Below are 14992 nucleotides of genomic sequence, written 5' to 3' on the forward strand. Positions count from 1 at the left end.
TTCTACTTTTGTTGGAATAGTCAGTTGAAAACATGTAGTGTTCTTCCCCTAAAATAAAACCGCTTTCATTATAATGGATAGAAGTGATAAAACAACCCTTATAACAAAATATGTTCATTTTACTAAGTATCTTCTATAGTTATACAAGTAAAATGAACGTTTTTTCATTACATGTTAACGATAATTAATAAATTGTACATCAATTGGTAAGTCTGCCGCTTTTATCGCTGCGATGACTTGTTGCAAATCGTCTCGGTTCTTCCCACTCACACGAACCTGATCGTCTTGGATTTGACTTTTCACTTTCAGACCTGAATCTTTGATAATCTTATTAATTTTCTTCGCTTGGTCTTTATCAATTCCCTGAACTAGCTTCGCACGTTGACGAACAGTGCCACCAAAAGCATTTTCAATCTTTCCATAATCCAAACTTTTTGATGATACATCACGTTTAATTAACTTACCAATTAAAACATCCTTTAGTTGGTCTAATTTAAACTCATCATCAGAAATTAAAACAAGTTCTCCGTCTTCTACTGTAATATTACTTTTGCTACCCTTAAAATCATATCGCGTTTTAATTTCCTTCATCGCCATTGTTACAGCATTTGTTACCTCTGATAGATTAACTTCAGACACAATATCAAACGAACTATCTTTTGCCATCAACTATTCCTCCATTTTATTCAATATGTAAATATTATAGTTGAAATCTGTTTACCGCTTCAACTAAATGACCTATAAGGTCAGTAAACTAAAACTCTTCACCTAATCAAATTGGCAAACATATATGATCATATATGTTTGCCAATTACTGACACATTTTTAATTTAGCTCATTTCTACATTATGATACACTTGCTGCACGTCTTCCAAATCTTCTAGTGCATCGATTAGCTTATCAAATTGTTCCTCTGTTTCTGAATCAAGGTTAACATCCGTTTGTGCAAGCATCGTAAGTTCGGCTACGGTGAAATCAGTCACTCCTGCTTCTCTACAGGCTTCTTGAATCGCATGGAATTGATCCGGTTCCGCATAAATAATGATAGAATTGTCTTCTTCCACGATATCTCGTGCATCGAGGTCCGCTTCCATTAGAAATTCTAACACTTCATCTTCGGTTTTTCCTTCAAATCCAATAACTGCAGTACTATCAAACATGTAAGCTACTGAGCCGTTAACACCCATATTCCCACCATTTTTATTAAAAGCAGCACGGACTTCTGCGGCTGTACGATTAACGTTATTCGTTAATGTATCAACGATAATCATCGATCCATTTGGACCAAAGCCTTCATAACGAAGCTCGTCATAGTTTTCTTCTGTTCCACCTTTTGCTTTTTCGATAGCACGATCTATGATAGATTTTGGAACACTATATGTTTTTGCTCGTTCTAATACAAACTTTAATGTTGTATTTAATTCTGGATCTGGTTCCCCTTGTTTCGCAGCAACGTAAATTTCACGTCCGAATTTCGCATAAATACGACTCGTGTTTTTATCTTTTGCAGCTTTCTTTTCTTTAATATTGTTCCATTTACGACCCATGTAGTCCCACTCTCTCTTTCCATCAAAATTCTAATATTTTTTTCGGTTCTGATACTGCTACTTCTATAAAACCACCTTCTATTATACCGTAATTTTAAAAATTAGTAGTGATAATTATAGAAGACATTGTGAAATCTAATTCTAATAAGCTAGTCATTCAGTTGCCTAGTTGACATTTAGAACAATTATTCATGATTATTTAATTTCAAAGTGAAACAAAAAAATCCGGGGGTTACCCCCAGATTTAATAAATTGGCGTTGTATCACTCGAAATATTTTCTAAGATGCCTTTTATATGAGACATAAACTGTCCACAGATTACGCCATCTAGAACACGGTGGTCGAGTGATAAACATAGATTAACCATATCCCTTGCCGCAAACATATCATTAATGATGACTGGACGTTTAACAATTGACTCAACCTGTAGAATCGCAGCCTGCGGATAGTTGATGACACCCATGGACTGCACGGACCCAAATGAGCCTGTATTGTTCACAGTAAATGTCCCACCCTGCATATCTTGTGTTGTAAGGTTTCCGTTTCTTGCCTTTTTAGCAAGGACATCGATCTCTTTTGCAATCCCTTTAATGCTCTTTTCATCTACATTTTTAATTACTGGAACAAAAAGTTCATCATCTCTAGCTACCGCAATGGATAAGTTAATATCTTTACGTTGAATAATTTTATTACCTGCCCAAGAACTATTTAATTGCGGAAACTTCTTTAATGCCTTTGCGACTGCATTTAAAAAGAACGCAAAATAAGAAAGATTATATCCCTCATTCTCTTTAAAACGTGTTTTCTCCGAATTACGATATTTAACAAGGTTTGTAACATCAACTTCAATCATCATCCATGCATGCGGAATTTCTGTTGTTGAGCGAACCATATTATTAGCAATCGTTCTTCTAAGTCCAGTAACAGGAATTTCTTTGTCACCGGTTTCGGTTTGCACTATTTGTGGTTCTGGTGCAGGAGGATGATAGGCCAATTCTTTATTCGTTTTCTCTTCTTCAATTGCATTTATTAGGTTGGTGTCCGGAGTAGGATCAACTTGTTCAACCTTTGTTGTGCCACCATTGCTTATTACCTTTTCTATATCTTTGCGCGTTATTCTTCCACCACGACCTGTCCCATTCACTTGTGTTAAGTCAATTGTATTTTCTTGTGCTAACTTTAAAACTGCTGGAGAATATCTAGTTTTCATCGAATTATCCTCTTCTTCCATATTGTCAATGGACTGATTTTCAGTAATAGACGTAGAAGATGTTTGCTCTGGGGTGTCACTTTGTTCCGTTTCGATATAACACATTAATGCGCCGACTTCGAGTGTTTCTCCTTCTTTAGCAGAAAGCGTCTTTATAATGCCTGAAAAAGATGATGGTACTTCTGCATTCACTTTATCTGTTAACACTTCTGCAATAGGATCATATTTATTGACGTGATCTCCCTCTGCCACAAGCCAATTACTAATTGTTCCTTCTGTTACACTCTCACCTAATTGTGGCATTGTAATTTTATTTAAAGCCAAGGGTTGTCCCTCCTTTTCACCTCTTAAAATTCAGCTAGATCTCTCATTGCTTTTTCTACTTTATCTGGATTCACCATAAATTCTTTTTCCAGTGGAGGCGCGTATGGCATTGATGGTACATCTGGCCCAGCAAGTCGTTTGATAGGCGCATCTAAGTCAAACAGACAATGTTCACTTATAATTGCGGCTACTTCTCCAATAATACTTCCTTCTAGATTATCTTCTGTAATTAACAGAACTTTGCCTGTTTTAGATGCGGCTTCGATAATTGCTTCCTTGTCTAGGGGATATACCGTACGCAAATCTAGAATATGTGCATCAATACCTTCTGCCTCCAATTTATCTGCTGCTTGAAGTGCAAAATGCACACATAATCCATATGTAATAACGGTAATATCTGAACCTTCACGCTTAACGTCCGCTTTACCGATTGGCAAAGTATAATCCTCATCGGGTACTTCCCCTTTTATTAAGCGGTAAGCACGCTTATGCTCCAAAAACAACACCGGGTCTTCATCTCTGATCGCAGACTTTAGAAGTCCCTTTACATCATAAGGTGTAGACGGCATGACGATTTTCAATCCGGGTTGGTTAGCGAACACGGATTCAATCGATTGAGAATGGTATAAGGCACCGTGAACACCCCCACCATAAGGTGCACGAATAGTAATGGGACAGCTCCAATCATTATTTGATCTGTATCTAATCTTTGCAGCCTCAGAGATAATTTGGTTGACTGCAGGCATAATGAAATCAGCAAACTGCATCTCCGCAATAGGCCTCATTCCGTACATCGCTGCACCAATACCTACACCTGCTATTGCTGACTCTGCAAGAGGTGTATCCAATACTCTTTCTGATCCAAATTGTTCATACAGTCCTTCTGTTGCACGAAATACTCCTCCACGGACACCAACATCTTCCCCTAATACAAAAACTTTTTCATCACGTTCCATTTCTTCACGTAATGCTAACGTGATGGCTTGAATATATGATTTAACTGGCATGTTTTCCCCTCCCTACTCTGCATACACATGTTTATAAATGGATTTTGCATCGGCATATGGCGCTTTTTCTGCATAATCTGTAGCATCATCTATTAATGATTTAATCTCATCATTTAATTTCACTTCTATCTCTTCTGTTAAGACATTTGTCTCCCTTAAATACGTTGCGAATGTAATAATTCCATCTTTTTCTTTCGCTTCGTCAACTTCCTCTTTCGATCGATAGCTACGGTCATCATCATCACTAGAATGTGCTAGTAAACGATAGGAAACCACCTCAATTAACGTCGGTCCGTGACCGTTACGTGCATTTGTCACTGCATCTTTAACAGCTTCATACACTGCTAGCGGGTCATTTCCATCAACTGTTATACCAGGCATACCGTACCCAATTGCTCGATCAGATATTTTCTCACAAGCAACCTGTTTGCTTAATGGGACTGAAATGGCGTATTGGTTATTTTCCACCATAAAAATAACCGGTAATTTGTGGACTGCGGCAAAATTTGCCCCTTCATGAAAATCTCCTTGGTTAGATGAACCCTCGCCGAAAGTTACAAAACTAACAAAATCTTTTTTCTCCATTTTTGCACCAAGCGCAATGCCTACTGCGTGAGGAACTTGCGTTGTAACCGGAGATGAACCTGTAACGATTCTGTTCTTCTTTTGTCCGAAATGACCAGGCATTTGCCTGCCACCTGAGTTAGGATCCTCTGCTTTTGCAAAAGCCTGTAAGAATAGATCCTTTGTTGTCATTCCAAATGTCAGTACAACTCCTAAATCACGGTAATAAGGAAGCGCGTAGTCTTTCTCCTTATCAAGCGCAAATGCTGCACCAACTTGACCTGGTTCTTGCCCTTGACAGGAAACCACGAATGGAATTTTCCCTGCCCTATTTAATAGATACATTCTTTCATCAATTCTTCTTGCCAACAGCATATTTCGATACATGTCTAACACTTGTTCATCGTTTAACCCTAGTTGTTCATGCCTTTGTTCAATCACCTTTTTCTTCCTATCCACTTTAACCATGTATTTTCCTCCCCTCTACTGCTAATGCAGCTTCTCCAATAGCTTCTGATAATGATGGGTGCGGATGAATAGTTTGTGTGATCTCCCACGGTGTAGCATCCAGAACCATTGCCAGACCAGCTTCTGAAATCATATCTGTTACATGTGGACCAATCATATGAATGCCTAACAGATCATTGGTATCCTTATCGGCTATAACCTTTACAAAACCTGCGTCTTCCCCATACACCAATGCCTTTCCTATTGCTTTAAAGGTAGTTTTTCCAGTCTTAACAGAAAAGCCATTTTCCTTTGCTTGCTGCTCTGTTAATCCAATACTGGCAATCTCTGGATGAGAATAGATTGCTGATGGAATCTGGTTGTAATTTAGGGGTTCAGGCTTTTGTTCTGCCATATGTTCCACCGCTATTACACCTTCACGAGATGCAACATGTGCTAACTGAAGTCCACCAATAACATCCCCAATAGCATAAATATGCGATTCTTTCGTTTGATAATAATTGTTTACATCAATATAGCCCTGATTATTAATAATGATTTCTGTATTATCCAATCCTAGTGATTCCGTATTCGCTATACGTCCAACCGAAAGCAACATTTTCTCCGCCTTTAGCGTTACTGTTTCACCATTCTTCTCAATATCAATTTCCACATGATCAGACATTTTATCAATAGAATCTATCTGTAGCATTGCGCTCGTAAGGATAGTGATTCCTTTTTTCTTCAAATGCCTTGTCATTTCTTTAGAGATTTCTTGGTCCTCTGTTGGTAGTATTCGCTCTGCATACTCGACAAGTGTAACCTCTACATCAAAATCTGCTAATAAAGATGCCCATTCTACTCCAATAACACCTCCACCAATAATGATCATTGATTTTGGTAACTCTTCTAATTCAAGTGCATGATCGGAAGTTAAAATAGATGTACCATCCACATCTAAGCCATCAAACACACGGGGTTTTGAGCCTGTTGCGATCAATACATTCTTTGGTATAAGCATTTCATTTTCACTGCCATCTTCTAGTTCAACAGATACTGTACCAGCAGTTGGTGAGAAAATAGAGGGTCCTAGGATTCGGCCATAACCTTGATAAACATCAATCTTTCCTTTTTTAATTAGTCCCAATACACCTTGATGTAGCTTTTCGACTATTTTGTTTTTACGTTCTTGGACTTTGTTAAAATGTAGTACAGTTTTCTCTATTTCAACACCATAATCACTTGCTTGTTTCGATTGTCTGTACACTTCAGCACTTCGTAGTAATGCCTTAGATGGAATACAACCTTTATGTAAACATGTTCCTCCTAATTTCTCATTCTCTACTATGGCGGTTTTTAATCCCAATTGGGATGCTCGTATAGCCGCAACGTAACCACCTGTCCCACCACCAACGATTACAAGATCATATTCATGAGCCACTTTAGTTCCCCCTTACCCAAAATCAGCATAGTTTTTTGCCATTTCTTCATTTTTTAATACCCGTAATGTGCCAAGGTTCAAAGCTAATAATTCATTTTCACCAGGATAAGTAAACACATCGGCTATCCAATTTATTCGGTCACTAATCATTTCAATGATTTTTTTACTTAAAGTAATCTCTCCCGTTAAAACAATCCCATCTACTTGTCCTTCTAACACAGTACTCATTGCACCAATCTCTTTAGAGACTTGATATGCCATGGCTTGATAAATCACAAGCGCATTTTGATCGCCTTGTTCTATTCTTCTTTCGATCTCAGACATATCTTTCGTTCCTAGGTGAGACATTAGTCCACCTTGCCCAACTATTTTTTGTATCATTTCATCTCTGGAGTTATTTCCGGAAAAACATTGAATAATTAGATCACCAGCCGGAACAGTTCCAGCTCTTTCTGGCGAAAATGGTCCATCCCCATCAAGTCCGTTATTAACATCAATTACTTTTCCATGTCTATGTGCACCAACCGTAATACCGCCACCCAAGTGGGCAACAATTAGATTGACTTGTTCATAAGTTTTATCCAATTCTTTTGCTGCATGACGTGCAACAGATTTATGATTTAACGCATGAAAAATGCTTTTTCTAGGTATATCACGAAATCCTGAAATTCGAGCAAGGGCGTGTAATTCATCCACCACTACAGGGTCAACGATGTAAGATGGAATGTTTAAATCAGATGCTATTTCGTATGCTAGAATGCCACCTAAATTGGAAGGATGTTCTCCATTAAAACCCATCTTTAAGTCTTGTAGCATGAAGTCATTTACAAGGTATGTGCCGCCTTCGATTGGGCGAAGTAAACCACCTCGGCCACATATAGCATCAAAATTTGATAGGTTAATCCCTTGTTGGTCCAATTCTTGCAGTATAACTGTCTTTCTATATTGCGTTTGTTCCATTACTCTCGAAAATGGTGTAAGATCTTCGGAATGATGCCAAATTATTTTTTCAAGAATACAGTGTTCATTATCAAATACACCAATTTTAGTAGACCCTGACCCTGGATTGATTACTAATATACGATGTTTCTTTTGCAACCGAATAACACCTCCAAGTTGACTTACATCCTATTGGATAAGATATGTTTATTGTTTAACAAGAATTGGCTTCTTGATTGTTTAACACTTTCAATACGTTCCTCTGCCATTCGATCAGCTGCAACGTAAGTCGGTATATTATCACGCGTAGCAATCTCAAATACACGAGACAGATTGTCATAAATCGTTTCTACACGTTTTAATGCACGTTCTTGGTTGTATCCTATCAATTCATCAGCTATATTAATGACCCCACCAGCATTGATGACAAAATCAGGTGCGTAAAGTATGCCTTTTTCATGAAGCAAATCACCATGTTTCTTTTCTTTTAATTGATTATTGGCAGCTCCTGCTACTATTTTTGCTTTTAACTGCGGAATGGTATCATCATTCAACGTTGCCCCGAGTGCACAAGGTGCATATATATCACAGTCGACGCTATAGATGTCATTTGGGTCAACGGCCTTCGCTCGAAAAGCTTCCACCGCTCGATTTACTGCGTCTTTATTAATGTCAGTAACTATTAAATGCGCACCTTCTTGATGCAGATATTCGCAAAGCGTGTATGCAACACTTCCTACACCTTGAACGGCAATTGTCTTCCCTTCTAATAAATCATTACCAAACATTTCCTTAGCCGCCGCTTTGATTCCTTTGTACACACCATAAGCGGTTACTGGTGATGGATTTCCTGATGAACCAAACTCAGGTGAAATACCTGTAACATAATCTGTCTCTTCGTGGATAATATCCATGTCATTTACAGTGGTACCAACATCTTCAGCAGTGATATATCTACCGTTTAACCCCTGGATGTAGCGACCGAACGCACGAAACATCGACTCATTCTTATCTTTTTTAGGGTCACCAATAATAACTGTTTTCCCTCCACCAAGGTTTAAACCTGCTGCTGCATTTTTATATGTCATTCCTTTAGCTAAGCGCAATGCATCTTCAATAGCTTCTTCTTCTGACTGATAGGTCCACATACGCGTGCCACCGAGAGCCGGACCTAGTGTAGTATCATGGATCGCTATGATTGCCTTCAACCCAGAATGTTTATCTTGACAAAATACTAATTGCTCGTAATCATATGTTTCCATATAGTGAAAAATCTCCATCATTATTGCCTCCTGCGTCTTTGTTGTTCATCTATTTGGTTTTACAACTTCTCCATTTATTACGTTGTTCTTCTAATAATCTCGTATCCTGTCGCCCTATATATTGTTATAGGTATGCAACCACGGTTACACCTATGCAAATTATTGCACACTACCTTTTGCAATATTATACTTGTCCATTTTATAATATAGATTTCGAATAGAGACTCCTAGGGCTTGTGCAGTTTTTGTCTTATTATAACCATGTGTTTCGAGTGCTTCTCTAATTACTTTTTCTTCATGTATATCAATTGATTGCTGTAATGTCTGGCCATTCCATATATTTTTGAATTGTTTAGGAAAACTTGGTTGATTAGTATCGTTAATGAAAGGTGAAATATGTTTACGTTGCATTCTTTTCTCTTCTTTATTCATACCAATCATTGCACGAGCAATTACATTTTCTAGTTCTCTAACATTACCAGGCCAATGGTATTGTTTTAAAAAGTCATATACATCTTTATCGATTGTTTGAACGATCCTACCGTATTTCTCATTTGTGTTTAAGGTAATGTCTTGAACTAGCTCTTCTAGATCGATAAATCTCTCCCTTAATGGCGGAATAAATATAGGTAAACGATTTAAACGATAATACAATTCTTCTAAAAATTCCCCATTCATAATAGCTTTTTCAAGGTTTATACTGGTAGCAGTTATTATTCGAATATCGATACGAACTGGCTTCAACCCGCCAACCCTTGTTATTTCATCTTGTTTTAATACGTGAAGGAGTTTGGCTTGCATTTCTATAGATAGCAGGCCTATTTCGTCTAAGAAAATACTACCTTTGTTTGCTTTCTCAAAATATCCTGTTTCGTAAAAATAGTCGATGGAGGGATCCTCATTTTCATAACCAAATAGTTCTCGCTCCAGTATTTTTTCATCTGCAGTTACACAATTAACATGTATAAATTTATTATGTCTTCGATCACTTTCGTTATGAATGGCGTATGCAAATAGTTCCTTACCAGCCCCCGATTCTCCACGCAATAATACTGTTGAAGGGTTTTTTGCACCGACCCTTGCTTGTTCTAGGGCCAATTTCATCTCATTAGATGTACCAATGATGTCATCAAAGGTAAATTTTCCTTCTAAATTTCTTATAATCTGCCTTGCACGTCTTAAGTCACCTGTCAAACCTTGGATTTGAGATACATCTTGTAGAATTGCAACGCTTCCTTTAATCTTTCCATCTACAATAATCGGCGCCACATTTACAAGGACATCTTTTTTCATTGGACCGACCTTCATCTTTACGCCTTTAACTGGCCTTCTTGTTTTTAACACTTGAAGATGCATACTCGTTCCTTCATAAATATCAACAGATGCAGGCTTACCGATAATCTCTTTTGAGTTCAAACCAGTTAAACGCGTATAGGCAGGATTAACCATAATTCCTACACCATTTTCATCTACCACACTAATCGCTTCATCTGACGAATAAAATATTGCATCCAATATTTTTTTTACTTCCTTTAACCCTGAAACCTGATCTGCTAATTCAACTACATCATGAAGCTCTCTGATGACTGATAAAGCTCCCTTTAATTTATGTTCCCCATCAATGATTGGGATAGTAGTCGTGATTGTCTTTTTCCCATTCTCTAATGTCATTTTTTGATTACTCTCTTGCTTTCTTGTTCTTAACACCTGAGGTAACCTTGTTTGCTGTATCGTTTTCTGAATCGGTTGTTCGATCATTTTATTTTTTTCTATCCCGATCATGCGTTCTGCTTTCTTATTCATAAATGTAACCGTTTCGTGAGCATCTACAACAACCATTCCCTCAGGTAGGCTATCCAATATCAAGTTCCAATCACTTTTAGACTGTTCCTTTGATTTATCTTCTAACATTTCAACGATTACATTTACTACTTGTTTAGATAAATAGACAGTACTTTCCTGCTTTAACTTTTTTAACTCTTTATTTATAGATTGATCATCTGTTGTATCCAATATAATATGTATGTCCCGATTAAGCCATACACCCCATTCAGTACCTGTTTCAAATCCAAAGTCCTTAGCTAACTTCAACCCATTAGCATTTGGATTTAGATCGATAACAGCCGCAACAGCTATATGACTCATGGTATCGAGTTGTTTTATCACTCGTTGACAGAGCTCTCCAGCTCCAATTATTAAAATACGTTTCATATTATTCACGCCCTGCATTTTTTTGCATAATTCCATCTTATACTTATCTGCATTATTTGGCAAGATCATACGAATGTTTGCAGTAGTATCAAACATCGCAAAAATTTGATCCTATTAATATTCGTATTTAATATGAAATCTGTAGTTGTTTTCGAAAAACGCTTGTAATGTTTACGCGTTAAAAGAGGATGAAATTATTTCGTAAGAGAGCAAACCTTGAGTTAACGCGTTAGAATGAGATGCATTCGAACGCGTCAGGGAGCGTACCTTGAGTTAACGCGTTAGAAAGAGGTGCATTCGAACGCGTCAAGGAACGTACCCTGAATTAACGCGTTAGAAAGAGGCACATTCGAACGCATCAAGGAGCGTACCCTGAATTAACGCGTTAGAAAGAGGCACATTCGAACGCCTCAGGGAGCGTACCTTGTATTAACGCGTTAGAATGAGATGCATTTGAACGTGTCAGGGAAAGAATATGGAATTAACACGTTAAAAAGAAAGCCTTAATAAAATCATATTAAATTTGAACAAGCTTTGTTATACTACTAAGGTGAAAGGAAGATGATTAACTTGAGATTAATTGCACTATTATTGTTAGTTATACCTGGGGTAATTGCCACGTTTGGCATTAAACTAATGCGCGATGCTCTATTTGGAGTATTCTTCCCTATCTTTTTTCATTCAACTGTTCAATTTATTGTAGGTCTATTATTTTTTATCGCTGGATTGGCATTTATAGCTGGTTTTATTTTACATAGAGACCGAAAGAGAAATCTAACTAAAGGTCGATTCAGTAAAGAAGAAGAAAGCTAATCAACAAACAAGAGGCACGTACCATGATGGTACGTGCCTCTTGTTATATGTTTATTCAAAGAACACGTGATACAACGCTTTTACTGCCGCATCTACACCCGCTGCTTTAATACCGAACATCATCGATACCTCTGATGAACCTTGATTCATCATTTCTAAATTAACATTTGCTTTTGAAAAAGCTGATGTTGCTTTTTCAGCAATGCCGACCGTACTGTTCATGCCCTCACCAACGATCATGATTAGAGCTAGACCTCTTTCCGTGTAAACCGTATCAGGGTCTAATTCATTCTTAATTCTTTCAATTACCCGTGCTTCTTTATCTTTAGGCAATTGACTTTCCCGGATGATTACAGACATATCATCAATTCCAGAAGGTGTATGTTCAAACGAAATACCCTCATCCTCTAAAATATGCAATAACTTACGCCCGAAGCCAAGTTCTCTGTTCATAAGATACTTACTTACATATAAACTTAAAAAGCCTGTATCACTCGCAATCCCAACCACAGGATTCTCGCCGGTTTCTTTTTGAGAAACAATGATTGTGCCCAAACCATTTGGATTATTCGTATTTTTAATACATACCGGGATACTCGCTTTAAAAGCTGGAATTAATGCTTCATCATGAAAAACAGAGAATCCAGCATAAGATAGTTCTCGCATTTCTTTGTAAGTTAGCGATGTAATTTCTTTAGGATTTTCGACTATATTAGGATTCACACAATAAACAGAATCTACATCCGTGAAGTTTTCATATAAATCTGCCTGTACACCCGCAGCAACGATAGAGCCTGTAATATCAGACCCACCTCGAGAAAATGTAACCAATTTTCCTTCTTTACTATAACCAAAAAACCCAGGTATGACGACAATCTCATTTCGGTCTCTTATTTTTAGCAAATGTTCAAAACTTTCTTCTAATAGTTGTGCATTTCCTGGTTGATCACTAACAATAATACCTGCATCTTTTGGATTTAGATATGTAGCTTCTACACCTAAGGTTTTCAAGTATTCACTCAATACCTTAGCAGAAGAGTCTTCTCCAATAGCTTTAATTGCGTCTATTTTAAATGCATCACTGTAGTCAGAAGCAATAGTCTTTTCTACATCCTGTTTAATCTCAGCCAATACTTGATCAGTTAACCCAAGTTCACTAGTAATGTCTCTAAAACGTGCAAGGACTTGTGCCAACGGTTCATCATAAGATTCACCTGAGCAATAAGCTTCTCCAATTTCGATTAACAAGTCCGTAACCTTGATGTCCTCTTTATTTCTCTTTCCTGGTGCCGATACTACTATTGCTCTTCTTTCTGGATCCTCCATGATAATATTAGCAACTTTTCTTAACTGCTCAGCGCTTGCAACTGAGCTCCCACCGAATTTTGCTACTTTCATATTTAACCTCTCCATTTTTAAGTTTTCTATTTTCTGTACATTTCTAAATAGTAACACAATTTAACACATATTGTTATTGTTAAAGCTAAGCCTAAAGTAAATAGTCTGGAAGTATTTTTACGTTTTCTAACTATTTTACTCTCGATTTGATTTATTTTATCATTTTATGCGGACAAATAGAATAAAAAAAGCCTTGATCATAGATCAAGGTCATTTTTTATTCTATTTTGTTATGAACATTTGTGTCCAGTAGTTTCCATCTTTCACATATCCAACTCCAATATGCGTGTATTCACCAGTAAGTATATTTTTACGGTGTCCAGGGCTATCCATCCATGCTTGAACTACTTCATTTGGGGTACGTTGTCCTCTTGCAATGTTTTCAGCAGCTTTTGTATAGTTAATTCCAAAATTTTGCATCATTGTAAAAGGTGAACCATATGTTGGGCTCGTGTGAGAAAAGTAACGCTTATCATGCATATCCTGTGACTTATATCTAGCTACACGTGATAATTCCCAATCTGGCTTTAAAGCAGGTAGACCATGTTTTGCGCGTTCTTGATTTGTTAATTGAATAACCTGATGCTCTGTGTGCTTAATTGTATCAATATTAGGGATATTTAATTTTTGTTTTGGGTAGATAAGATTGGGATTCTCGACTTGAGGGTTCGCCTCTATGATTTCTGTAACTCCAATCTGATACCTAACCGCAATTTTCCACATGCTATCACCGGGTTGTACCGTGTATGTCTCTGCTGCAGATACAGTTAAAGGTGTAAGCGCAAAAAGAAATAAAACGAACATCAAAATTTTCTTCATTTCCTATCATCCTCCTTCTCTGTTAAAATCCCTCTAAAAAAAGGAATTATTCGTATTTAAGAAGGATATTTTTATGAAAAAATAGGATAGAAATTAAAAAAACTACACGCCATTCATTAGATAGACTCTAACAAATGAAGTGCAGTTTTTTTCTTTAATTAGCTAGCACGGTGATCTAATCTTAAACGATCGGCAACCATTGCTATGAATTCAGAATTTGTTGGCTTAGCTTTAGAGATACTAACTGTATAACCGAATAAAGACGAAATAGAATCCATATTACCTCGACTCCAAGCTACCTCGATCGCATGACGGATCGCACGTTCTACCCTTGAAGCAGTCGTATTATATTTTTTTGCTATGTCTGGATATAAGACCTTTGTTATCGATCCAAGTAGTTCTATATCTTTATAGACCATTGTAATTGCCTCTCTTAAGTACATATAACCTTTAATATGTGCAGGGACACCAATTTCATGAATAATATGCGTGATGTTTGCTTCTAGATCTTTTTTATTGTTATCTCTGTTAAATTTTTGTTTAAACATTTTACTATCAACTGCTGATTTTACACCGTGTACCTGTCTTACTTGATCACCTAAATTCTCAAGATCAAATGGTTTTAAAATAAAGTAAGAAGCACCTAGATCTACTGCTTTCTTTGTTACTTCTTCCTGTCCATATGCAGTTAACATAATAACATTTATATTCTTTGCTCGCTCTTGTTGTTTCACTTTGCCTAATACCGCTAATCCGTCAATATGCGGCATTATAATATCAAGAACCAACACATCTGGTTCGATTTCTTCTAATAATTCCAGGCATTCTTTGCCATTATACGCTGTGCCGATAACCTCTATATCTGATTGTTCAGCAAAATAGTCCTCCATCATTTGAATTAGTTCACGATTGTCATCGACTAAACACACCTTAATTTTTTCCACATTCATTTCCTCCTTAACGTAATGCTCTCTCTAGCTCCACGTTACAATTTCGACACAAGTTCTAAA

At 37.1% G+C, this 14992-nt stretch carries 13 protein-coding genes; 1 reads left to right on the forward strand and 12 read right to left on the reverse strand.

What is annotated here, in order from left to right; genetic code table 11:
• Nucleotides 1-174: 174 nt before the first annotated feature.
• From NYQ66_RS17260 to NYQ66_RS17300, 9 genes are all read right to left on the reverse strand, one after another.
• The gene (locus tag NYQ66_RS17260; protein WP_259871269.1) at nt 175-666 is read right to left on the reverse strand and encodes a YajQ family cyclic di-GMP-binding protein; all 492 of its coding nucleotides are present in this window, start codon (nt 664-666) and stop codon (nt 175-177) included.
• Between the two features lie 164 nt (nt 667-830).
• The gene (locus NYQ66_RS17265; RefSeq protein ID WP_259871270.1) at nt 831-1547 is read right to left on the reverse strand and encodes a YebC/PmpR family DNA-binding transcriptional regulator; all 717 of its coding nucleotides are present in this window, start codon (nt 1545-1547) and stop codon (nt 831-833) included.
• Between the two features lie 244 nt (nt 1548-1791).
• Nucleotides 1792-3081 carry a dihydrolipoamide acetyltransferase family protein gene (locus NYQ66_RS17270; RefSeq protein WP_259871272.1) on the reverse strand — a complete coding sequence of 430 codons (1290 nt, stop codon included), beginning with the start codon at nt 3079-3081 and terminating at the stop codon, nt 1792-1794.
• 23 nt (nt 3082-3104) lie between these two features.
• A complete protein-coding gene (locus tag NYQ66_RS17275; RefSeq protein WP_259871273.1) occupies nt 3105-4088 on the reverse strand; it encodes an alpha-ketoacid dehydrogenase subunit beta in 984 nt (327 codons plus the stop codon).
• Between the two features lie 12 nt (nt 4089-4100).
• Nucleotides 4101-5120 (reverse strand): thiamine pyrophosphate-dependent dehydrogenase E1 component subunit alpha, encoded by a 1020-nt coding sequence (locus NYQ66_RS17280; RefSeq protein WP_259871274.1) that lies wholly within the window; start codon nt 5118-5120, stop codon nt 4101-4103.
• Nucleotides 5113-6540: a dihydrolipoyl dehydrogenase gene (lpdA, locus tag NYQ66_RS17285; RefSeq protein ID WP_259871275.1), complete on the reverse strand. Its 1428-nt coding sequence runs from the start codon at nt 6538-6540 to the stop codon at nt 5113-5115. Before lpdA ends, NYQ66_RS17280 begins: the two co-directional genes overlap by 8 nt.
• 12 nt (nt 6541-6552) lie before the next feature.
• Nucleotides 6553-7638, reverse strand: coding sequence for a butyrate kinase (gene buk, locus NYQ66_RS17290; protein ID WP_259871276.1), 1086 nt, complete (start codon nt 7636-7638; stop codon nt 6553-6555).
• Between the two features lie 23 nt (nt 7639-7661).
• On the reverse strand, nt 7662-8759 hold the full coding sequence (gene bcd, locus NYQ66_RS17295) for a branched-chain amino acid dehydrogenase (RefSeq protein ID WP_259871277.1): 1098 nt from the start codon (nt 8757-8759) through the stop codon (nt 7662-7664).
• Nucleotides 8760-8900: 141 nt separating this feature from the next.
• A complete protein-coding gene (locus tag NYQ66_RS17300) occupies nt 8901-10952 on the reverse strand; it encodes a sigma 54-interacting transcriptional regulator (RefSeq protein ID WP_259871279.1) in 2052 nt (683 codons plus the stop codon).
• 561 nt (nt 10953-11513) lie between these two features.
• Here NYQ66_RS17300 and NYQ66_RS17305 point away from each other — a divergent pair.
• Nucleotides 11514-11765, forward strand: coding sequence for a DUF2627 domain-containing protein (locus NYQ66_RS17305; protein ID WP_259871280.1), 252 nt, complete (start codon nt 11514-11516; stop codon nt 11763-11765).
• Between the two features lie 51 nt (nt 11766-11816).
• Here the strand turns inward: NYQ66_RS17305 and NYQ66_RS17310 are convergent, their stop codons facing one another.
• The 3 genes from NYQ66_RS17310 to spo0A all read right to left on the reverse strand — a co-directional run bounded on the left by NYQ66_RS17310 (nt 11817) and on the right by spo0A (nt 14875).
• Nucleotides 11817-13163 (reverse strand): aspartate kinase, encoded by a 1347-nt coding sequence (locus NYQ66_RS17310; RefSeq protein WP_259871281.1) that lies wholly within the window; start codon nt 13161-13163, stop codon nt 11817-11819.
• A 222-nt stretch (nt 13164-13385) separates the two neighbouring features.
• A complete protein-coding gene (gene safA, locus NYQ66_RS17315) occupies nt 13386-13982 on the reverse strand; it encodes a SafA/ExsA family spore coat assembly protein (RefSeq protein WP_259871282.1) in 597 nt (198 codons plus the stop codon).
• A gap of 158 nt (nt 13983-14140) precedes the next feature.
• The gene (gene spo0A, locus NYQ66_RS17320) at nt 14141-14875 is read right to left on the reverse strand and encodes a sporulation transcription factor Spo0A (RefSeq protein WP_407652113.1); all 735 of its coding nucleotides are present in this window, start codon (nt 14873-14875) and stop codon (nt 14141-14143) included.
• Between the last annotated feature and the right edge of the window lie 117 nt (nt 14876-14992).

Origin of the sequence: Aquibacillus koreensis, assembly GCF_025154055.1 — a bacterium.
Taxonomy (GTDB): Bacteria; Bacillota; Bacilli; order Bacillales; family Amphibacillaceae; genus Aquibacillus_C; species Aquibacillus_C koreensis.

Bases quoted from the DNA above. Each gene is read 5' to 3' on its own strand.
- NYQ66_RS17260 (WP_259871269.1), bottom strand. From the start codon at position 666: ATGGCAAAAGATAGTTCGTTTGATATTGTGTCTGAAGTTAATCTATCA.
- NYQ66_RS17265 (WP_259871270.1), bottom strand. From the start codon at position 1,547: ATGGGTCGTAAATGGAACAATATTAAAGAAAAGAAAGCTGCAAAAGAT.
- NYQ66_RS17275 (WP_259871273.1), bottom strand. From the start codon at position 4,088: ATGCCAGTTAAATCATATATTCAAGCCATCACGTTAGCATTACGTGAA.
- NYQ66_RS17280 (WP_259871274.1), bottom strand. From the start codon at position 5,120: ATGGTTAAAGTGGATAGGAAGAAAAAGGTGATTGAACAAAGGCATGAA.
- bcd (WP_259871277.1), bottom strand. From the start codon at position 8,759: ATGGAGATTTTTCACTATATGGAAACATATGATTACGAGCAATTAGTA.
- NYQ66_RS17300 (WP_259871279.1), bottom strand. From the start codon at position 10,952: ATGAAACGTATTTTAATAATTGGAGCTGGAGAGCTCTGTCAACGAGTG.
- NYQ66_RS17305 (WP_259871280.1), top strand. From the start codon at position 11,514: ATGATTAACTTGAGATTAATTGCACTATTATTGTTAGTTATACCTGGG.
- NYQ66_RS17310 (WP_259871281.1), bottom strand. From the start codon at position 13,163: ATGAAAGTAGCAAAATTCGGTGGGAGCTCAGTTGCAAGCGCTGAGCAG.
- safA (WP_259871282.1), bottom strand. From the start codon at position 13,982: ATGAAGAAAATTTTGATGTTCGTTTTATTTCTTTTTGCGCTTACACCT.
- spo0A (WP_407652113.1), bottom strand. From the start codon at position 14,875: ATGATGGAGGACTATTTTGCTGAACAATCAGATATAGAGGTTATCGGC.